Annotated in this window: 21 protein-coding genes; 9 read left to right on the top strand and 12 right to left on the bottom strand. The window is 33.7% G+C overall.

Annotated elements, in window-relative coordinates; translation table 11 throughout:
• Positions 1–3 precede the first annotated feature (3 nt).
• Entirely contained in the window at positions 4–720 is a 717-nt protein-coding gene (locus H603_RS0113655; RefSeq protein ID WP_026709139.1) for a potassium channel family protein, read from the top strand.
• On the opposite strand, the gene kdsB is transcribed toward H603_RS0113655, so the two are convergent.
• Together kdsB and H603_RS0113645 are read right to left on the bottom strand one after the other, a co-directional pair.
• Complete coding sequence (gene kdsB / locus H603_RS0113650; protein ID WP_026709138.1) at positions 721–1,446, bottom strand: 3-deoxy-manno-octulosonate cytidylyltransferase; 726 nt, start codon at positions 1,444–1,446, stop codon at positions 721–723.
• Positions 1,447–1,597: 151 nt separating this feature from the next.
• Positions 1,598–3,022, bottom strand: coding sequence for an ATP-dependent DNA helicase (locus H603_RS0113645; RefSeq protein ID WP_026709137.1), 1,425 nt, complete (start codon positions 3,020–3,022; stop codon positions 1,598–1,600).
• A 157-nt stretch (positions 3,023–3,179) separates the two neighbouring features.
• Here H603_RS0113645 and H603_RS0113640 point away from each other — a divergent pair, with 157 nt between their 5' ends.
• The 3 genes from H603_RS0113640 to H603_RS17750 all read left to right on the top strand — a co-directional run bounded on the left by H603_RS0113640 (position 3,180) and on the right by H603_RS17750 (position 6,151).
• Positions 3,180–5,348, top strand: a complete 2,169-nt coding sequence (locus H603_RS0113640; RefSeq protein ID WP_026709136.1) for an endonuclease MutS2 — start codon at positions 3,180–3,182, stop codon at positions 5,346–5,348.
• Between the two features lie 2 nt (positions 5,349–5,350).
• Positions 5,351–5,770 (top strand): thiol-disulfide oxidoreductase DCC family protein, encoded by a 420-nt coding sequence (locus H603_RS0113635; RefSeq protein WP_026709135.1) that lies wholly within the window; start codon positions 5,351–5,353, stop codon positions 5,768–5,770.
• A gap of 252 nt (positions 5,771–6,022) precedes the next feature.
• A complete protein-coding gene (locus H603_RS17750; protein ID WP_262487964.1) occupies positions 6,023–6,151 on the top strand; it encodes a hypothetical protein in 129 nt (42 codons plus the stop codon).
• A 51-nt stretch (positions 6,152–6,202) separates the two neighbouring features.
• Here the strand turns inward: H603_RS17750 and ettA are convergent, their stop codons facing one another.
• The 3 genes from ettA to holA are packed head-to-tail and all read right to left on the bottom strand — an operon-like array spanning position 6,203 to position 9,154.
• Positions 6,203–7,894: an energy-dependent translational throttle protein EttA gene (gene ettA, locus H603_RS0113625; RefSeq protein WP_026709134.1), complete on the bottom strand. Its 1,692-nt coding sequence runs from the start codon at positions 7,892–7,894 to the stop codon at positions 6,203–6,205.
• A gap of 27 nt (positions 7,895–7,921) precedes the next feature.
• Entirely contained in the window at positions 7,922–8,104 is a 183-nt protein-coding gene (locus tag H603_RS0113620) for a CAL67264 family membrane protein (protein WP_026709133.1), read from the bottom strand.
• A gap of 45 nt (positions 8,105–8,149) precedes the next feature.
• Entirely contained in the window at positions 8,150–9,154 is a 1,005-nt protein-coding gene (holA, locus tag H603_RS0113615) for a DNA polymerase III subunit delta (RefSeq protein WP_026709132.1), read from the bottom strand.
• A 92-nt stretch (positions 9,155–9,246) separates the two neighbouring features.
• Here holA and H603_RS0113610 point away from each other — a divergent pair, with 92 nt between their 5' ends.
• The 3 genes from H603_RS0113610 (at position 9,247) to H603_RS0113600 (ending at position 11,635) form a co-directional block, all read left to right on the top strand.
• Positions 9,247–9,708 carry a type I restriction enzyme HsdR N-terminal domain-containing protein gene (locus tag H603_RS0113610; protein WP_026709131.1) on the top strand — a complete coding sequence of 154 codons (462 nt, stop codon included), beginning with the start codon at positions 9,247–9,249 and terminating at the stop codon, positions 9,706–9,708.
• 31 nt (positions 9,709–9,739) lie between these two features.
• Positions 9,740–10,729, top strand: coding sequence for a glycosyltransferase family 2 protein (locus H603_RS0113605; protein ID WP_026709130.1), 990 nt, complete (start codon positions 9,740–9,742; stop codon positions 10,727–10,729).
• A gap of 72 nt (positions 10,730–10,801) precedes the next feature.
• Positions 10,802–11,635: an OmpA/MotB family protein gene (locus H603_RS0113600; RefSeq protein ID WP_026709129.1), complete on the top strand. Its 834-nt coding sequence runs from the start codon at positions 10,802–10,804 to the stop codon at positions 11,633–11,635.
• Positions 11,636–11,880: 245 nt separating this feature from the next.
• On the opposite strand, the gene H603_RS0113595 is transcribed toward H603_RS0113600, so the two are convergent.
• From H603_RS0113595 to H603_RS0113580, 4 genes are all read right to left on the bottom strand, one after another.
• The gene (locus H603_RS0113595; protein ID WP_026709128.1) at positions 11,881–12,501 is read right to left on the bottom strand and encodes an L-threonylcarbamoyladenylate synthase; all 621 of its coding nucleotides are present in this window, start codon (positions 12,499–12,501) and stop codon (positions 11,881–11,883) included.
• 61 nt (positions 12,502–12,562) lie between these two features.
• A complete protein-coding gene (locus H603_RS0113590; RefSeq protein WP_026709127.1) occupies positions 12,563–12,877 on the bottom strand; it encodes a TfoX/Sxy family protein in 315 nt (104 codons plus the stop codon).
• A 130-nt stretch (positions 12,878–13,007) separates the two neighbouring features.
• Positions 13,008–15,338 (bottom strand): ATP-dependent helicase, encoded by a 2,331-nt coding sequence (locus H603_RS0113585; RefSeq protein ID WP_026709126.1) that lies wholly within the window; start codon positions 15,336–15,338, stop codon positions 13,008–13,010.
• A gap of 231 nt (positions 15,339–15,569) precedes the next feature.
• Positions 15,570–16,340, bottom strand: a complete 771-nt coding sequence (locus H603_RS0113580; RefSeq protein ID WP_026709125.1) for a sulfite exporter TauE/SafE family protein — start codon at positions 16,338–16,340, stop codon at positions 15,570–15,572.
• Positions 16,341–16,474: 134 nt separating this feature from the next.
• Here H603_RS0113580 and H603_RS0113575 point away from each other — a divergent pair, with 134 nt between their 5' ends.
• Positions 16,475–16,993: a DUF7935 family protein gene (locus tag H603_RS0113575; protein ID WP_026709124.1), complete on the top strand. Its 519-nt coding sequence runs from the start codon at positions 16,475–16,477 to the stop codon at positions 16,991–16,993.
• Positions 16,994–17,019: 26 nt separating this feature from the next.
• Here the strand turns inward: H603_RS0113575 and H603_RS0113570 are convergent, their stop codons facing one another.
• The gene (locus H603_RS0113570) at positions 17,020–19,098 is read right to left on the bottom strand and encodes a M1 family metallopeptidase (protein ID WP_316930297.1); all 2,079 of its coding nucleotides are present in this window, start codon (positions 19,096–19,098) and stop codon (positions 17,020–17,022) included.
• Between the two features lie 206 nt (positions 19,099–19,304).
• On the opposite strand from H603_RS0113570, the gene H603_RS0113565 reads away from it, so the two are divergent.
• Positions 19,305–20,069 (top strand): Dph6-related ATP pyrophosphatase, encoded by a 765-nt coding sequence (locus H603_RS0113565; protein ID WP_026709122.1) that lies wholly within the window; start codon positions 19,305–19,307, stop codon positions 20,067–20,069.
• A gap of 65 nt (positions 20,070–20,134) precedes the next feature.
• Here H603_RS0113565 and H603_RS0113560 read toward each other — a convergent pair whose 3' ends face one another.
• Positions 20,135–20,683: a DUF1697 domain-containing protein gene (locus H603_RS0113560; protein WP_026709121.1), complete on the bottom strand. Its 549-nt coding sequence runs from the start codon at positions 20,681–20,683 to the stop codon at positions 20,135–20,137.
• A gap of 58 nt (positions 20,684–20,741) precedes the next feature.
• On the bottom strand, positions 20,742–21,788 hold the full coding sequence (locus H603_RS0113555) for a serine hydrolase domain-containing protein (RefSeq protein WP_026709120.1): 1,047 nt from the start codon (positions 21,786–21,788) through the stop codon (positions 20,742–20,744).
• Positions 21,789–21,854: the final 66 nt, after the last annotated feature.

The raw sequence follows: 21,854 nt of genomic DNA, 5'->3' as shown, positions 1-21,854 counted from the left end.
ATTATGAAAGAAGTATTACATAAATTGCTCTTAGGGAAAAACGGACGTACCAATGTTCCTGATTACAACCCCATAAAAAGTCGGATTGAGAATATAAAAGCAATTTGGAATAATGAGAGACAAGACGACAACGGAATAGAAAAAATATTGCGTTTGTTTCTGGCTACCTCGCAACTTTTTTTACCAGGTTTGTATATTAAATATTTTGCTTCTCGAAAGGGAGTTCAATACAAAGATCTTGCTGTAGATATTTTTGTCATTATGAAAGCTATTTTTCCATTGTTAATCCTGGCAAATGGTTGGCAAGAGCACACTTTTATAATTGTATTAATGGTGTATCTTGTCTTGGAAACAGTGTTCTACATTCCCACGCTAATCTTTGCTTCTGACCTCTTCTCTACTCCACGATCTTACAAAAGATCTATTTTATTGTTATTTTTCAATTATCTCGAAATGGTTTTTGCCTTCGCAGTACTGTATTCCTGTGATGATTATTTAAACAAACCTTTTACACATTGGTTTGATCCTATCTATTTTAGTACAGTAACGTCTTCAACGATAGGATTTGGAGAATATTATCCTGTAAAACCAATTGGTAAATTTCTAATTAGTATACAATCCGTTTTGGTACTAATGTATGTGGTGCTCTTTCTTAACTTTTTTTCCACTAAAATCGAACCTAAAGGTTATTTCAATGAAAAAGATAATCCTAAGCAATAATTAAAGCATCTTTCTTGCTTTTTCTAAATCCTCAAAAGTATCAATGCCGATTCCTACATGGGAAGTTTCGACCATTTTGATGCGTTTTCCAAACTCTAAATAACGCAATTGCTCTAATTTTTCCGATGCTTCAAGCGCCATCATTGGTAAACTATAAAAGTCTAATAAAGCTTGTTTTCGAAAAGCATAAATTCCTATGTGTTGCATGTAGCGTACACCTACATTTTTTTCTCTAGGAAACGGAATGACAGAACGCGAAAAATACAACGCAAAATTGTTTTGATCGGTCACTACTTTGACATTGTTAGGATTATTAATATCATCCTCATTTGTAATATGGCGCATTAGTGAGGTCAAATCTACTTTTTTATCCAAATCATTTTTGAACACTTCGATGACTTTTTTCAAAGGCTCAGCGTCGATGAATGGTTCGTCGCCCTGAACATTTACAACAATATCTACATCTAGATTAGCGACAGCTTCTGCAATTCGGTCGCTTCCAGATTCGTGCTCTTTCACACTCATAATTGCTTTCCCACCATTCGATACAATCTCATTATAAATTAAATCAGAATCTGTTACAACAAACACATCATCAAACAAGTTCGTTGAAATTGCGGCTTGATAAGTTCTCAATATTACTGTTTTTCCACCTAGATCTTGCATTAGTTTTGCTGGAAATCGAGTCGAGGCGTAACGTGCTGGTATAACTGCTATTATTTTCATGAGGTCGTTTAAAATGCTGGGCAAAAGTACTATTATTTTGAATTTTTTATTAAAAGCTGGTGTCTTTATTTCTAGTCAGACAAATACAATCTATATGAAAACTATCTCTATTTTAAATACACGAAGTTTCTTAGCAGTTGAAGTATCACATTTACTCAATAAAACTATCGTTTTTAAAACCAATTAAGTACAATTTATTTTTTGCACGAGTCATTGCTGTGTACAACCATCGTATGTAATCACGATCAATACCATTAGGTAAATAAGGTTGTTCTATAAAAACAGTATTCCATTGTCCTCCTTGAGATTTATGACAAGTGATAGCATAAGAGAATTTCACTTGCAATCCATTAAAATATTCGTTGGCTTTTACTTTTTGGAATTTCTTGTACTTGGTTGTTTCACTCTCATAATCCTTCATTACTTCCTCATACAACCTATTTGATTCCTCATAAGTTAGTGAAGGTGATTCGCTTTTTATCGTGTCTAATAAAAGTACTGTTTCAAAAGGTTTTTGATTTGGGTAATCAACCATTCTAATTTTTACTGAGGCAAATTTAAAACCGTATAACTCCTGAATTTTAAAAATTTCGAGTATTTCTATAATATCACCGTTGGCAATAAAACCAGCTTCATCAGAATCTTTCAGCCAGAAGTAATTATTTTTTACGACCATTAAAAAATCGCCTGTCGAAAGCTCACTCTCTTTATCTAGAATTTTTGTTCGAATTTGCTCATTGTATTGATTTGCTCTTTTATTAGAGCGCACAATAAAAGCGGTATCTTCTATGCTGTAATTACTATAAGCTGAATTTATCGCGTCTTGAATATCGTAGCCATCTGTTAATCTAGTAATGTCTTTGAACTTTTTTACATCAAACTGGAAATCTGTAATAAAGGAATCTTTAAGTAATTCACGCAGTTCAGTTGCGTTATATAAAATACCCGAGTTTTCTTCTTGACGCATTACCTCGTTCAATTCAATATGTTCGACTTCTTTATTATAATTCATCCCTAACGTTTGAATATCAAGTGCTGGACTAATATCTAAGTTCACTGGTGGCAACTGAGCGGTATCCCCTAGTAAGATCATTTTACAATTGGTTCCAGAGTATACATACGAAATCAAGTCATCTAAGAGCGAACTACTTTCGTAAAGTTTTGAGTCAGAATTAGTATCTGATATCATAGATGCCTCATCGACAATAAAAATCGTATTTTTATGTTTGTTTGGTTGCAATGTAAAAGACACACCACCAGCTGAAGATTTTTTAGGAAAGTATATTTTTTTGTGAATAGTAAAAGCAGGCTTCTCAGAATAGTTAGCAATCACCTTAGCAGCACGACCTGTAGGTGCTAACAGCACATATTTTTTGTTTAATTCGCTCAAATTATTTACAATAGTCGAAATCACCGTAGTTTTTCCCGTACCTGCATATCCTTTTAGCACAAAAATAGTATCGTTGTGAGTATCTGTCAAAAATATAGCAATCTTCTGGAAAAATATGTCCTGATTATATGTTGGTGCAAAAGGGAATTTTTTTCTTAAAAGACTGTAAAACAAGGAGGAATTCATTAGTGTAAGCTATTGATAAGTGAACCTCAAATATAGGGATGAAATTTTAAGCTACAATGTAAAAACTATGGAAATGACCTTAAAATTGCATAACAACTATAGTTAAATTTAACATGGATTCTTTGTAACTTTGCATCTATACAACTTATTTTAAAGAATGATATCTATTACCGATAAAACATTACAAGATTTACAATTTCCTACTGTTCTCGAAACCATTTCGTCAATATGTAATACCGATTTAGGAAAACAAAAAGCCTTAGAAATAACACCATTTAGAGACAAAGAAAGTTTGATGGAAGCATTAATGCAAACATCAGAATATGTTTCTTCTTTCGAAAATAATAACGCAATTCCTAATCATGGCTTTGAAGCGATTTCGCACGAAATCAAATTCTTAGCCATCGAAGATAGTTTTCTAGAAGTAGGAAGCTTTAGAAAAATTGCAACATTGTCCTCAACTGTGAACTTTTTACTTAATTATTTTAAAAAGTTTGACGACTATTACCCAAATCTTAACAAGCGTGCAAACGAAGTAGAGTTTACAAAAGATATCATCAGTCAAATTGATGTAATCGTTGATAAATACGGAGAAATTAAGGATAGTGCTTCTCCTGTATTGCTAGATATCCGCCGCAATATGAATAGCGTACGCGGAAAAGTGAATCAAAGTTTTGGATCAGCGATGACGCAATACAATAGTTTGGGTTATCTAGATGATATCAAAGAAAGCTTTGTTCAAAACAGACGAGTATTGGCCGTTTTAGCTATGTACCGTCGTAAAGTGAAGGGATCAATTCTAGGAAGTTCTAAAACAGGTAGTATTGCTTACATCGAACCCGAAGCTACTCTTCAATATTCACGGGAATTAAGTAATTTAGAGTATGAAGAGACAGAAGAAGTGACTCGAATTTTAAAACAATTATCGAATACTATTCGACCGTTTTTACCACTTCTTATCGAATATCAAAATTTCTTGAGTGATATAGACATCGTTGCTGCCAAAGCAAAATATGCGAATCGCATCAACGGAATTTTACCTCAAATTACAGAAAATCGACGTTTGTATTTTAGAGATGCCTACCACCCCATTTTGTATTTAAACAACAAACAAAAAAAGGAAATAACACATCCTCAAACTATAGAATTACAACAAGAAAATCGTATTATTGTTATTTCTGGCCCTAATGCCGGAGGTAAAACGATCTCCTTGAAAACAGTGGGATTATTGCAGCTCATGTTGCAATCTGGAATGCTCATTCCAGTTCACGAACGTTCAGAAACTTTTTTATTCGATAGAATCCTTACAGATATTGGAGACAACCAATCTATTGAAAATCATTTAAGTACATATAGTTACCGCTTGAAGAACATGAACTACTTTTTAAAGAAGTGTAATGCAAAAACGATGTTCTTGATTGATGAGTTTGGTACGGGATCTGATCCTGAACTTGGTGGAGCACTAGCAGAAATCTTCTTAGAAGAGTTCTACCACAGAGAAGCTTTTGGAATTATTACCACGCACTACTCCAACTTAAAAATACTGGCAAACGAACTGCCTTTTGCAACTAATGCCAACATGCTTTTTGACGAAAAAACTCTTGAACCAATGTACAAATTAGTACTTGGCCAAGCAGGTAGTTCGTTCACATTTGAAGTCGCATTGAAAAACGGAATTCCTTTTAGTCTAATCAATCGCGCTAAAAAGAAGATCGAAGTTGGAAAAGTTCGTTTTGATAAAACCATTGCAACTTTGCAAAAGGAGCGATCAAAAATGGAGAAAACATCTCAGACCTTAAAAGAAGAAGAAACTAAAGCGCGCGAAGAAGGTAAAAAGATGGAAAACATCAATACTAAAATCAAGCAAAAATTAGAAAGCTATCAAGAATTATACGACAGCAATCAAAAGACGATTTATATAGGACAGAAGGTTGAAGATTTAGCCAATAAATATTTTAACAATAAAAACAAGAAAGACTTAATAGGTGAATTTTTGAAAATTGTTGAAATCGAAAATTCGAAACGTAAAAAAGCCACTCCCAAAGAGGTTAAAGCGATTGTAGAGAAGAAAAAGGAAATTATCAAAGAAGCTGAAGTCATTGTAGAAGAAATTCGTAAAGAAAAGAAAGAGAAAAAACTCAAGCCAGTTATCGAGAAACCAAAAGCTATGATTAGACTAGGTGATCGCGTACGAATGCTTGATGGTAGAGCCGTGGGAACAATTGATGCTATTGAGAAAAATAAAGCGACAGTAAATTACGGCATGTTTACGTCTAAAGTGAGTATGGATGAATTGGAACTTGTAGAAGCTATGAAGAAGAAATAATTATGCAAAACTTACCCGCAAATAAAAAAATAGTCCTCTTTGATGGTGTTTGTAACTTATGCGATAATGCGGTGCAATTTATTATCAAACATGATAAAAAAGATGTTTTCAGGTTTGCATCCTTACAATCTCAAATAGGACAAGAAATTATTAAAAAAATAGGAATTGATGTTTCTAAAATTGATAGTATCATTTTATACGAACCTGGAATTGCTTATTATTATAAATCTGAGGCGGCACTGAACATTGCCGCTGACCTCAGTGGTGCAGTCAGCCTCCTAACCTTTTTTAAAATATTTCCTGCCGGTTTTTCAAATTATTTTTACGATTATATTGCTAAGAATCGCTACAGCTGGTATGGTAAAAAAGATAATTGCATGATTCCCACCCCTGAATTGAAATCTAAGTTTCTAGATTCATAAAAAGTGTGTTGCAAATTTGCATGCCCCTGATTGTAGCGGCAGCCTCGATAGAATAAATATATTTTTAACGGGAATAATTGAGCGACCACAGGAAGCTCCCATTATGACCTAGTTAAAAAATATTTATGAATGAGAGCTATAGCGTAAAGCAGGATGAGGCAACAATAAAAAATCTCCTAAATATTCCAAACTGACTTTTATCATATTTTATATTTACATGAGGTAGTATTTTTGAAATATAAAATAAAAGTCATGGGAAAAGGAGTGTTAGTTAATTGGGACAGTGGGTCAATAATTATTGTATTTGTATTTGGTTTAGTAATTGTGGGTTTAGTTGCTACAATATTACTGTTGATGAACAACGATAAAAAGAAGAAATAAAAAAAGGATATCCGTGTGGATATCCTTTTTTAGTACAATGTATAGAATAAATTATCTAATCAATTTTCTATATTTCAATCGCTTAGGTGTTAAATCTCCACCAAGGCGTTTTTTCTTATTTTCTTCGTATTCAGAGAACCCACCTTCAAAGTAATACACTTCTGAATCTCCTTCGAATGCTAAAATATGCGTACAAATTCTATCTAAGAACCATCTATCGTGCGAAATCACTACGGCACAACCAGCGAAGTTTTCTAAACCTTCCTCTAATGCACGCAATGTATTCACATCTAAATCATTTGTAGGCTCATCTAGTAATAATACGTTTCCTTCCTCTTTTAAAGTCATTGCAAGGTGCAAACGGTTACGTTCTCCTCCTGAAAGTGCCGAAACTTTTTTGTTTTGCTCACCACCACCAAAATTAAAACGAGACAAATAAGCTCTAGAATTTACTTGCTTACCACCCATCATGATTAACTCTTGACCATCGGCAAAGTTTTCCCAAATTGATTTATTTGGGTCAATATTAGAGTGTGATTGATCAACATAAGCGATTTTTACAGTGTCCCCTACAGAGAATTCACCGCTATCTGTTTCTTGCTCTCCCATAATCATTCTGAAAATAGTAGATTTACCAGCACCATTGGGTCCGATAATTCCAACAATTCCAGCCTGAGGCAAAGTAAAATTTAAGTTATCATACAATAATTTATCTCCAAAAGCTTTGGCAACATTTTTCGCTTCGATAACATTAGTTCCCAAACGTGGACCATTAGGGATATAAATTTCTAGATTTTCATCTAATTGTTTCTGGTCTTCATTTAATAACTTATCATAATTTTGCAAACGTGCTTTTTGCTTCGTTTGACGACCTTTTGCTCCTTGACGTACCCAGTCCAACTCGCGTTCTAAATTCTTACGACGTTTAGAAGCTACTTTTTCCTCTAATGCCATACGACTTGATTTTTGATCTAACCATGAAGAATAATTCCCTTTCCATGGAATACCTTCTCCTCTATCAAGTTCAAGAATCCATCCGGCAACATTATCAAGGAAATATCTATCGTGGGTTACAGCGATTACAGTTCCTGAATATTGAGCTAAATGTTGTTCTAACCATAATACAGATTCTGCATCCAAGTGATTGGTAGGCTCATCAAGTAATAATACATCTGGCTGTTGCAATAACAAACGACATAATGCTACACGACGACGCTCTCCACCAGAAAGGTTTTTTATTGGCGTGTCTCCATCAGGAGTACGCAAGGCATCCATTGCAATTTCTAGTTTAGTATCAATTTCCCAAGCCCCTAATGCATCAATCTTGTCCTGCAAAGCTGCTTGACGATCCATCAACTTGTCCATTTTGTCTGCATCAGAATAATTTTCTTCTAGACCAAACAAATCATTGATACTGTTATACTCAGCAAGCACAGCCATTGTTTCAGCAGCACCTTCTTGAACGATTTCAAGAACAGTTTTAGTATCATCTAATATTGGTTCTTGCTCTAAATAACCAACGGTGTACCCTGGTTGAAAAACAACATCCCCTTGATAGTTTTTATCTACTCCAGCAATAATTTTTAAAAGTGATGATTTTCCAGATCCGTTAAGACCTAAAATACCAATTTTTGCTCCGTAGAAAAAACTTAAGTAAATATTTTTTAGAACAGCTTTGTCTGCTCCTGTATAAGTTTTGCTCAATTTTGACATTGAGAAAATTACTTTTTTATCGTCTGACATTTTTTATAATTTAAATTTTAAAATACTTTACAATCTCCCTTTAAGCGAACTAAAAACCCAAGCATTAGCTAAGAAACCAACACCCACTGCTACAAAGCCCCATCCAGATACATCTCTATATTTAAAGGCGCCTAAACCTATTAACAACAAACCCATTAATATCATAATTAAAGTAGCCCATCCTAAAATGGTATTCTTATTCATTCCCATATTTTGTGTTATTTTGAATATGCAAATATCGATAATTTTTAACCGTTAATTAAATATTTTGTAGAGCATTTCTCTTAAAAGATCATAATTAGATAGTGACTGCGCACCTACACCTTTACTTTTTACATCAATATCACGTAGGCCTGCTACAATTTGACTCACCTTACGCATAGGATAATTTTTTAAGGCAATGTCGTAATCCTTTAAAAAAAACGGACTCACACCCAATACTGCTGCTACATTTTTTGGATTTCGATCTTTTAAACCATGATATTTCAATAGCTGTATAAAAAAGCTAAAAACTAGAGAGGTAGTAACCACCATAGGGTTGTCCTTTGGGTTATTAGCAAAATTATCAGCAATTGTATAAGCTTTAATTTGGTTGCGCTCCCCTATTGCCTTTCTTAATTCGAAGACATTGAAGTCTTTACTGAAACCAATATTTTCTTCGATATCTTTTGGTGTAATCGTGCTTCCTTTTGGTAAAATAATCTGCAATTTTTCTAGTTCGTTATTAATTTTACTCAAATCCGTTCCTAAAAACTCTACTAACATTGCCGAAGCTTTGACTTCGATACTGTATTTCTTACCAGATAAAACCCTTTTTATCCAGTCGCCAACTTGATTTTCATATAGTTTTTTGCTTTCGTAAACCACACCTGATTTAGCTAGCAATTTTGTTGTCTTTTTTCTTTTGTCTAGTGTTTTGTATTTGTAGCACATCACTAAAACAGTAGATGGCATGGGATTTTCGGCATAACTCTCCAGCTTATCTATGGTGCGACTTAGTTCTTGCGCTTCCTTAACGATGACGACTTGACGATCTGCCATCATAGGATAACGTTTGGCTGTCGAAACGATATCTTCAATAGATACATCTCTACCATACAAAACCGTTTGATTGAATCCTTTTTCCTCTTCAGACAAAACATTTTTCTCTATATAATCAGACAGTTTATCAATGTAATAAGGCTCCTCACCCATTAAAAAATAAATAGGTTTAATATTTCCAGCCTTAATATCATTAACAATTTTTATAACGTCGTCCATATATTTTTTGTTTGAAGCTAATTGTTCAAAGTTTCTAATACCCTGTACAGTTTTTAACCTTAAATTTTAAACTAAATAACTATTTTTGCCTCATGCAAAAACTTAATTTTCCTTCTTATACTTTTCGATTCAAAAATAACGAAAATAAAGTGTCTATCTTTGATGAAATCAGGAAAAAATTTATCATTCTCACTCCCGAAGAATGGGTTAGACAGCACGTTATTTTATATCTGCTCAAAGAAATGAAGTATCCAAAATCAATGATAAATGTCGAAAAAGTTTTAAAAGTCAACGACTTGCGCAAACGGTATGATGGCGTGGTTTTTAATCCTGATGGCTCCATATTCTTGTTAATTGAATGCAAAGCTCCAGAAATAAAAATAGGGCAACTCACATTTGACCAAATAGCACGCTATAATGTGACTTTAAAAGCAGATTATTTAATGGTTACAAATGGATTGAATCATTACTTTTGCCAAATGGATTATGAGAATGAAAAATATCATTTCTTAAAAGAGTTGCCCTTATATGGTACTCCTTCAAATATTCTATAAATCGACTTACCTTAATATTAAACAAACTATTTTGAAACAAATCGCTGTTGTAATACTAAATTGGAATGGTGTCCAACTCTTGGAACAATTTTTACCCTCTATTGTAGCACATTCTCCAGAGGCTACTATATATGTAGCAGATAATGCTTCTACTGATAGTTCGATTGCATTTGTTACCGCTAATTATCCTGATATCAAAATCATTGTAAATAGAGACAATTATGGATTTGCACACGGTTATAATGAAGCATTGCAACATGTTGAAGAAGAAATATATGCTCTAGTTAATTCAGATATTGAAGTAACCGAAAATTGGTTGCTACCAATAATAGACACCTTTAATAACGAACCAGCAACAGCTATTATCCAACCGAAGATATTAGATTATAAAAACAAAGCTTATTTTGAATATGCTGGTGCAGCAGGTGGTTACATCGATAAATATGGATATCCATACTGCCGCGGTCGAGTATTTGATACTTTAGAAAAAGATTTAGGTCAGTATGATGATCACGCAACAATCTTTTGGGCATCTGGTGCTTGTTTTTTTATTCGAAAAAAGATCTTTAAAGAGCTACAAGGATTTGATAGCAGCTTTTTTGCACATCAAGAGGAAATCGATCTTTGCTGGCGAGCGAATAATAAAGGACACATTATAAAATACAACTACCTTTCTAAGGTGTATCATGTAGGTGGCGCCACTTTACAACAAGGAAATGCTAAGAAAACCTACTTGAACTTCAGAAATTCACTATTAATGTTGACAAAAAACTTACCTCAGTGGAAATTATTACCAGTGCTTTTTTGCCGCATGATTTTAGACGGTATAGCTGCTTTGCAATTTTTATTCAAGGGGAAAACAGCACATTTCACCGCGATATTCAAAGCACATCTAAATTTCTATGCTTTAGTATCAAACGCTTATAAAAAAAGAGACAATTTTCAGATGAAAAAATACTATCGCGCTGAAAGTATCGTTTATACTTACTATATAAAGGGTGGCAAGGTATTTGTTAAATAAAATTAACAGAACTTTATGTTCGTATTGTAACCTTTAAAACCTAAATTTGTAATTAAACTAAACATTAAATTTATGAAAAAAGTCGTAATGGCCTTATCTGTAATGGCACTTTTAACTTCATGTGTTTCTAAAAAGAAATACGCAGACTTGGAGATGAAAAATAAGGAAACTCAAGATTTACTAAACTCTGCTACTGTAAAATTAAATTCTTGCCTTGAAGAGAAAGCTGGACTTACTGCTACCGTATCAGGTTTAAGAGAGCACAATCAAACGTTAATCTCTACTTCTAAAGACATGACTGTCTTAACTACTAAAGGTGCAGAGAATATTGAAAAAGCATTAGAATCTATCAAAGAGAAAGATTTAAAAATTAGCAGAATGCAAGATGCATTAACTAAGAAAGATAGTGTTACACTTGCTGTAGTTACTAGTTTGAAAAGCGCTGTTGGTTTAAACGATCCAGATATCGAAATCAATGTTGAAAAAGGAGTCGTATTTATCTCTATTGCAGATAAATTATTATTCAAAACTGGAAGCTACGAAGTATCTGACAGAGCAAAAGGTGTTTTAGCTAAAGTTGCTAAAGTTGTTAATGACAAGCCAGACTTTGAATGTATGGTAGAAGGTCATACTGATAACGTTCCTTACAATGGAAGCGGTGTATTATTAGACAACTGGGATTTAAGTGTGAAACGTTCTACGTCTATCATCCGTGTTTTAACAAACCAATTAGGAGTTAAACCAGAGCAATTAATTGCAGCAGGTAGAAGTTCTTACGTTCCTTTAGTTGGAAATGATTCAGCTGAAAACAGAGCTCGTAACAGAAGAACTCGCATCGTTGTATTGCCTAAAATTGATCAATTCTACGAAATGATCGAAAAAGAAATGAAAAAACAAACTAAATAATTTTTAGTTTATTTGATAAATTTGAAAAGCGTCTCTATTTAGAGACGCTTTTTTTATGCCTTGATTTTAATATGTGTTTTGGAATTGCTGTAAAAAGAAAAAGCAGGTCTTGCGACCTGCTTTAATGTATCCTTAACCTTTTCTAATAACCAATTAAATATAATTAAGAATAACATGCTTATATTTTACTATCGATAATCGACGCGCTAATATACAGATTAATCTGAATAATGCAAATTATACTTTTAAAGTATATCGATATCACCTTTTCCCTCACGCACAATTAATGGTTCATCTCCAGATAAATCAATGATGGTAGAACCTACATTGTCTCCGTAGCCTCCATCGATAACAAGATCTACTAAATTCTGCCATTTCTCAAAGATAAGTTCAGGATCTGTAGTGTATTCAATTACATCATCTTCATCACGTATAGAAGTGGAAACTATTGGGTTTCCCAATTGACGTACAATTTCTAAGGCAATCGCATTATCAGGTACACGAATTCCCACTGTCGTTTTTTTCTTAAATTCCTTTGGTAAGTTATTATTTCCCGGAAGAATGAAAGTATACGGTCCAGGTAGAGCTCTCTTTAAAATCTTAAAAGTTGCCGTATCAATCTGTCTTACATAATCAGAGATATTACTTAAATCATGGCAAACAAATGAAAAATTGGCTTTATCTAATTTGATTCCTTTTATTTTTGCAATACGCTCCAGCGCCTTTGTATTTGTGATGTCGCAACCCAATCCATAAACTGTATCAGTAGGATAAATTACTAATCCTCCATCTTTTAAAACCTTAACAACTTTTGCAATAGCAGCCTCGTTAGGTTTGTCTTCATATATTTTTATAAACTGTCCCATTATTTTTTCCTTCAACTATAACGTTAATTTTTTTTCTCTTTTTACTTTTCACAACACCTCTTTAAGCAAAATCTAAACCATGGGCAACCCATCTTTTCAATTGCCGCTCTGCTTTAAAACCTTCTGCATCAATGTAAACAAAACCAGCTGTAATTCTACCAATAAAATCCATCGGTCTAACATCGTTTTCTTCAAGTAATGCGTCGTAAAATTCTGGTAACACTCGAAGCATGATCACGTCCTGCATCGCCCCTATACACATTTTATCGTTGATCATAAAAGTGATCCCACCAAACATTTTCTTCTCCTTGAAAGAACAGTTATTTTCTAATAATATAGTAGTGATTCGAATAGAAAGTAATTCGTTATAAGGCATTGTGTATCTATTATGTATCAAGAATTATTCCAAAACTTAAAATAGTATTATTCAAACAGTCAACACAGACTTAAAACGAATTCTAGTCAAATAAAGGGCTTATCAATATGGCAGATTACCTTGCAAACATTTACCCTATAACATCTAACTTAGCAAAGCGCAGTAATAATTTTTTCAAACCACCAACTTCAAATTTGATTTCAGCTTTTTTATCGGCTCCTACTCCTTCGATATTAATGATTTGTCCTCTACCAAAACGCTCGTGCATCACAATATTTCCTGCTGATAAATTATTATCAAATAAATTAGGTCCTGCAGCATTTGGATTTCCGCCTAGAGGTTTCAGTTTACGCACAGTTGCTTCTACTCTTTGGCCAGGAACCACCTTAGGTGGCGGCGTCCCATTTGAAGGTTTTGACAATCTCATTTTTGATTTATCTACATCGCCAAAAACATCTTTATCAATAAGTGGCTTAAAACGATAATTAGTTTCAGCAGGTGTTAGATACTCTAAAAACTGACCATCAATTTCTTCAATAAAACGTGAAGGTTCGCTATCTGTCAATTTACCCCAACGGTATCTAGATTGTGAGTAGGTTAAATATGCTTGGTGTTCAGCACGGGTTAAAGCAACATAAAACAAACGACGTTCTTCCTCTAGCTCACTTCGTGTACTCATACTCATTGCGCTAGGAAATAAATCTTCTTCCATTCCCACAACAAATACATGTGGAAACTCTAGTCCTTTTGCAAGGTGAATAGTCATTAAAGCCACACGATCTTCATCGTTAGTATCTTTATCAAGATCAGTTGCTAAGGCAACATCTTCCATAAATTCAGATAAAGCACCTCTTGCTCCGTCGATCTCTTTTTGTCCTTCGGTAAAATCTTTAAGACCGTTTAATAGTTCTTCAATATTTTGAATTTTAGCCATTCCTTCTGGAGTAGCATCTTTTTTCAATTCTTGAACCAAACCTGTTTTTTTAGAAACGTGTTCTGTTACATAAAATGCATCGTGATTTTGATCAATCGCTTGAAAAGTCAAAATCATCAATACAAAATCTTTTAATTTCTGCTTGGTTCCGTTATTCAGTTTTAGATCAATCTTATCAATATTCTGCATCACTTCAAATATCGAACGCTTATAATGATTTGCTGCTACGACTAATTTTTCAACCGTAGTATCACCAATTCCCCTTGCTGGATAATTGATTACACGCATCAACGCTTCTTCATCTTTAGGATTGATAACTAATCTTAAATAACAAAGCACATCTTTGATTTCTTTTCTTTGATAAAAAGACAAACCACCATAAATACGGTATGGAATATCACGTTTACGCAAAGCATCCTCCATTGCACGAGACTGTGCATTAGTACGGTATAAAATAGCAAATTGACCATTTGTCATCTGGTTTTGCATCTTTTGTTCGAAAATAGTACTCGCAACAAAACGCCCTTCTTCAGCATCAGTCATGCTTCGATGCACTTTTATCTTTGGTCCAAATTCATTTGCTGTCCAAACAATTTTATCAAGTTTGACCTTGTTTTTATCTATAATGGTATTAGCTGCTTCTACAATATTTCGCGTAGAGCGGTAATTTTGTTCCAACTTAAACGTTTTCACACCTTCATAATCTTTTTGAAAGTTCAAAATATTATTAATATTTGCCCCTCTAAAAGCGTAGATACTTTGCGCATCGTCACCTACCACACAAATATTCTGAAATTTATCTGATAAAGCCCTTACGATTAAGTACTGTGAGTGATTGGTATCTTGGTACTCGTCTACCATGATGTATCTAAAACGGTTTTGATATTTGGCTAAAACCTCTGGAAAACGAGTCAGCAATTCGTTGGTTTTAAGCAATAAATCATCAAAGTCCATTGCACCAGATTTGAAACATTTCTCTACATATTTTTCGTAGATTTCTCCCATTCTCGGTTTCTTAGACATCGCATCTGCTTCCTGTAATTCCTTATCGTTGAAGTACGCTTTTACAGTAATCAGGCTGTTCTTGAAATTAGAAATCCTTCCTAAAACTTGCTTTGGTTTGTATACATCACGATCCAATTGCATTTCTTTAATAATTCCCGAAATGGTTCTTAATGAATCTTGCGAATCGTAAATAGTAAAGTTAGATGGGTACCCTAATTTATCAGCTTCAGAACGCAAAATTTTAGCAAAAACAGAGTGAAACGTTCCCATCCACAAGTTTTTTGCCTCGCCCGAACCTACAATATCAGAGATACGCTTTTTCATTTCGCGTGCCGCTTTATTGGTAAATGTTAGCGATAAAATATTGAAAGCATCGATTCCTTGGTGCATTAAATAAGCAATTCTTATTGTAAGTACACGTGTTTTACCTGAACCTGCACCAGCGATAATAATCATTGGACCTTCTTTTTGCAATACTGGTTCGCGCTGTGCTTCGTTAAGTTGGGAAATATATTGTTGCATGAAAATTTTCTATTTATGCAAAAATAAGAATTTCAGAGTTAATATAGTTGGAACTCCTACATTTTTACTACTAGATATGTAGCATTATTTTCATTTTTTTATTCGAATAAAAATCAAGTGCAATGGAGAAAATCAATTTGCTCGAAATAATAAAATGAATTGTTATTTGAAAATAATATGTGCGCCTAAATAGGAATAATTTTCGAAAATAAAAAGAACAAAAAAATAGCTTTAGTCGTTCCAGAAAACGTCGTAAGCAAATCTAATTAAAGTTCCTACAACCACCACTAAGAAGAAAATACGAATGAAACCATTTCCTTTACTAATTGCTAGTTTTGCTCCTAACCAGCCACCAAAAGCATTACAAGTCGCCATAGGCAAAGCGATTGCCCATATAATTTTTCCTTTTAAAGCAAACAGACAAATCGAACCAAAATTTGTCGCCAAGTTGACCATTTTAGCGTTTGCAGAAGCATGAAGAAAGTCAAATCCCATTAAAGCAATAAAAGCTACAACAAAAAAGCTGCCGGTTCCAGGACCGATGAATCCATCATAGAAACCAACAATAAAACTGATCATTATGGCATTCAAAATAAGTTGTCTCTCAGATAAATCTTTGGCTACATGTTGGCCAAAATTCTTTTTGGCGTAGGTATAAACCGCCAAAAGTGATAAAATAAATAACAGCAAAGGCTTCATAAAATCATTGCTCATGTAAGTCAATAATGTCGAACCTAAAAATGCCGAGGGCAATGCAAGAGCCATCATAATAAGTAGCAAACGCCAGTTCATCGTAACCTTTTTTAAATATTGCGCCGCCGCAAAAGAGGTACCGCTAAAAGCTGGGATTTTTAGTGTACCAATTACTGTCGAAACTGGTAAGTTAGGAAGTAAAATTAATGCTGCTGGTGTTTGTATTAATCCGCCACCACCAACGATGGCATCAATGAATCCGGCTATAAATGCTGCTACGCAAAGAAAGATGATAATGTAGGTTTCCATAAAATTATTGCAAATAAGTGAACGTGGTAAGCTTACTTTGTGCCGCAAAAATACTGTTGACAAAACTAAATCACATTATATTTTCCCGATATTTTATTCGAATAGTATATTTTTGTTTTTTAAATAACAAAATCATGAATTCTGTACTTATTGCGCAAATTATAGCATACACCATCCCTTCTATTGCCACTGCAGCGGTAGCTTATTATTTTTTTAATGAGCAATTAAAAGAACACTTAGAAGATAGAAAAATTACAGCTGTCCAAGATGATAGCTCATTAACTACCATTAGATTACAAGCTTACGAAAGACTTACGTTATTTTTAGAGCGTATTAATCCATCGCAACTGATGGTTCGCATCATACCAATATCAGAGAATAAATTTGATTATCAAAATTATGTAATTGCTCAAATCGAACAAGAATATGAACACAATTTGTCGCAACAAATCTACATGAGCGAGGAATGCTGGTCTATCATTACGTCTTCAAAAAATAAGACAATTCAATTGATTCGAGCTGCTATTGCTAGTGAAACAGTCACTAACGCTGATTCATTAAGAGAATATGTTTTAAAAAATAGTATGGAGAACGTAATGCCGAGCAAAGAAGCGTTATTTTTTTTAAAAGAGGAAGTCAATAAACTTTGGTAACTCCTTTAGTAATTAAATACCAATTTTTATTTCGGTTGAATTTCAAGTAATAATCGATTCAGTTGAAACTTTTCGACCTCATTTAAAGTGGGTAGTATTCTTTCAAAGGCAGTGACCATTTCAGGGTCTTTTAATAGTAAACGAATCGTGTCGCGCCCATATTTAGAAAACTGCCACATATGGTGTGTTGTCGCACTTACTAAATTTTCTAGCACAGTATCATTTATTAATTTAAAAGCTATTAATTTCTCTAGTGCATTTTGCCTAGTTATTACTTCATAATTGAGCGAGGAATAATTTATTAACTCTTCAATCAATGGCTTTTTATCAATGTCGTAAGCCGCTGTAGAAAGTACCAGTGATAACCATAAAGTTCTCAGATTATAGTCATTAAAACCTATCCAATCCTTTGATTCATTTAAATAAGCAACGCGACTACTAGGGAAATTATTCCATAAATAATATAATGCTAATTCCTGTGTTTGATAAGACTTGTCATGCAATAAAGTTTCATAATCGGTCTTAAAATCAGCTGGTATTTTTACCAAACTTGCTGCTACAGTTTGACGAACCTGAATATTATTTGTAGCTATTGCGGTTAACAACAACCCTTTTTTCTGTTCGTATAATTCAGATTTAAGTTGGTTAACAATGGCTATTTTTACTTGGAAATAAGCATCAGATTCTAAGACTTTAGTAAAGAAAGCTTCTTTTTCGATTAATGGCGTTTTCTTCAATTTATCGACTTCAAATAGCAATTGCATAGTCTTATTTTTTAAGAGTAATTCATTTGCTTGCTGTGTATTAAATGGGATAGATTCAAGCCATACTTTACTAAACTCTTCAGTGTCAAAACGAGCTACTTTTTTAATTTCATTGAATAAATCATCTGTTGTGACATTTTTGTAAGCGTACTTTTTCAAGTAATTGCGAATAGCTTTTTTAAATGCTCTATCTCCTATTGATTCATGAATAACAAAAAGTGCCCAAGCTCCCTTTTGATAAAAACTTAGTGAACTCGCCTTTGCATCAAGAACTGGAGCAGTATCCGTGCGAGAAGCATATTTTATTTGCTGAGCCGACTCATACATTTTATAGTAAAAATAATCATCACCATAAATAGATGCTTCTGCTAACAGAGCATAGTAAGTTGCAAATCCTTCTTGTAACCAATGGTGTTTTCCACTTTCAGCAGTAACCAAATCACCGAACCACTGATGCGCTAGTTCATGTGCATTTACATTAGTATAATTTCGATCTTCAAAACCCGTGTTATCTACTACGTAACGGCTGGATAAAATGGTGGCTGTTGTATTTTCCATTCCTGCATACAGAAAATCGCGTGCTGGAATTTGTCTATAGATCTCCCAAGGATATTTGACTCCAATTTGCTTTTCAAGATAATCAAACATTTCTTTAGAAAAGCGGTAAGTTGGCTCAAAACGAGCGCTATCTTTTGGTTCGTAATAGTTTTCTAGCACAACTCCTGATTTAGTATTTTCTACCTTTTTACTGTATTTCCCAATGGCTAACATTAACAAATACGAACTCATAGGCTGCTGCATTTCATAATTCCATGTTGTTGTATTGTCTAACGTGCTTTGTGCAGTCAATCGACCATTCGAAATCACTTCATAATTGGAATCAAAAGCCACTCGTAAACTGAATATCATTTTCTCACTTACATCATCAAAACTTGGAAACCAATTACTCGTGTATCTCCCCTGGCCTTGTGTCCAAATTTGCAAATTGTCTTTGGCCTCCGAGCCAATAAAATACAAAGCTTGTTTAGGTTGTGCAGTATAATTAAGACTTAGTGTGTGCTCTCCTACTTTGAATGAATTGATAATTAGCAATTCTTTTTTATTATTATCAAATTTCACCAATTTGTCATCTAATAGAACATTTTCAAATGTCATGTTCTGAGCATCGATTTTAATAGTGTCTATCGCCTCATGCACTCTAAAGTTGTAAGTAACAAAACCACGCACAGACTGCTTGCTAGCATTTATAGAAATATCTCCTTTTGCTGATGTAAAATCAACTTTTTTAAGCTGTTGCGAAAAAGCAAATGTTGTTATGAATAGAAAAAAATATTTTATCATTTAGATTTCTTATATAAATAATTGAAAATTGAGAATACATGTTTCTTGACAAGCACAGCTTTAATTCTTTATACTCGAAAATAAAGTTGAAAAACTTGCCGATTCTTACCAAAGTCAAAGTTACAAAGATTTAAACGTTTGTGCTTAAAGCAATCTATAATGAAAAGCTAATTTTGTAAGTTTGCTATCCATTAAAAAAATCTATTTTGACTAACAAAGCCTTATTTAATTGGAGCAGTGGCAAAGATTCAGCCTTAGCCCTTTACAAGACATTGCAAAATCCCGAATACCAAATTTCTTGTTTGTTAACGAGCGTAAATAAGCAATTTCAGCGCGTATCGATGCATGGTATTAGAGTTTCGCTATTAGAACAGCAAGCAAAAAGCATTGGTTTGCCGCTCGAGATCATGGAGATTCCAGAAATGCCTACTATGGAAGCATATGAGGAGGTCATGACGCAAACACTTAACAAACTAAAATTAGAAGGAGTTACTCATTCCATTTTTGGAGATATTTTTTTGGAAGATTTAAGAAAATACCGAGAAGAAAAATTAGATTTTATCGGATTTGAAGCTGTTTTTCCACTTTGGAAAACCCCCACAATTAATCTCATACATGAGTTCATCAGTTTGGGGTTTAAAACTATTGTCGTTTGCGTTAACGAACGATTTCTGGATAAAAGTTTTGTAGGTCGTGTTATCGATCAGCAGTTTATAGATGATTTACCCGAAGGAGTAGATGTTTGTGGTGAAAATGGTGAATTTCACACCTTCACCTTTGACGGTCCTATTTTCTCTAAAGCTATTCAATTTATAATAGGAGAAATCGTTTACAAAAAATATGAGCGCCCAAAGCAAGATGACGCATCAGACACAGCTTGCGATACTAGTGCGACAGATGCCTTTGATTACGGATTTTGGTATTGTGACTTAATAGATATTGCTCCTCAAAAAGTTAACTCTGTGCATTAACTACATATGAAAAAGCAATTCTTTTAATTTATTTTCGAAAATAAAAATGTGAGCTACACTATAACTTAAATACGCTCTTCATACATTTTCAGTAAGTTGGTAACAGAGTTCCAGTTCCTGATAGTAGCAGTAAGATTTAGTTTTTTCTCAATATATTTTTGATCTAATCTCGTCTTCCCTGCTCCTACTGCATATTTAATAAAAATTCTATTTTGATCAATGGCAGCAACGTCTGGTTTAAATTGACTGATTTTTAAATCATTAATATTTTCTGATCGTAATTCCTTCGAAACAAAAGCGACATATAGTTTCTTCACGTCAGCATCCTTTTCTTTTAGATAGGGATTATTTTTAAAGCAATTTTGCAAATCAGCAATACCAATTACAATTGTGGGAACATCGTATCCAAAAGCTTTAAAAATTTCTTGTTTGATTATAAAACCTACTTTAGCTGCGCTCTCTTCTTCAGTATCAACAAAAACATTTCCTGACTGAACATACGTTTCTACATTTGCAAACCCCACTTTTTCTAGTGTGGTTTTTAATAGATCCATTTTAATCATATTATGTCCTGAAACATTGATTCCACGAAGTAATGCAAGATGCGTAGTCATTTTAAAGCTTTTTAATTTCAGTCAAAGGTATTGTCTTTGCAGTACAAATCACAATTTATTATTTCATTACATTGAGTGACTTCAGAATAATTTCCTTAATCTCAGTGCCAAAGTAATAACTTAAGGACATATCAGTATTTGATTGATTCTCTAATACAATTAGACTTATTCTAGACTCTGGAAAATAGACATTCAACGAAGCATATCCATCTCCAAGGCCGGTGTGTCCAATATATTTTGTCTTACCTAAATCGTTGATTCTTAATCCGTATCCATAGCCCGTTTTTTCTTTTCCAAAGGCATTGTGCTGCGCTAAGACTGTCGAATTTATCATCTTGGCATAACTTTCAGGTTTTAAAATCTTGCCTCCATGTAAGCTTTTATTCCAAATTGCTAAATCTTGCACCGTTGCAATAACGCCAGCTGCAGGGATGCTAGCAGTATTTTTTTTAATCTTTTTGGCTACTGAGAATTTATTGGATTCATTAATATGTCCTGAAGCAAGACGAGTAGCTAGTCGAGCCGCATTTGCTACAGAATGACTCATTCCTAATTTTTTAAAAAGCGCTTCAGCAACTTCAGTATAGCTTTTATTTGTAACTGTGGTGATGATTTCACCCAATAAGACATTCGATAAATTTCCATATTTAAAATCCGATCCAGGTTGAAACATTAACGGCTTATCCAGCTCTGCGATACCATGTGTGTGATTGAGTAGTTGATGAACGGTCACGGTGCTGGCCCAATCTTGCTTTAATTTTGGAAGATAGGTATTGATAGGTGCTTGTAAATTTATAGTTCCTTTTTCTACTTCTAGCAAAATCAAAGCAGCAGTTATTTGCTTGCTGTTAGAGTTAATCACAAACTGATCGTTAACTTCTAAGACTGTCCTTTGTTTAAAATTTTTAAAACCTAAAGCTTTTTGATAAAGCACATCATCATCTTGGGTTATAAGCACTACTCCATTAAATGGCCTTGGGGACTTAGTTTCCAACAAACTGTCAAGCACTGCAATATTATTTTTACTAATTTGAGCTTGGCCATAACTCGTTATGAGTAATAGTATTATAGTAATGGCGACGCTAATCCTAGAAAGTATATTCATGATTTAATATAATTTTTATTTGCAATTAATTTGCCTAGCAGCATTGTGCTTCATAGTATAATAAGT

Origin of the sequence: Flavobacterium frigidarium DSM 17623, from assembly GCF_000425505.1 — a bacterium.
In the GTDB taxonomy this organism is placed as follows: Bacteria; Bacteroidota; Bacteroidia; order Flavobacteriales; family Flavobacteriaceae; genus Flavobacterium; species Flavobacterium frigidarium.
This window is presented reverse-complemented; position numbering and strand designations above follow the sequence as displayed.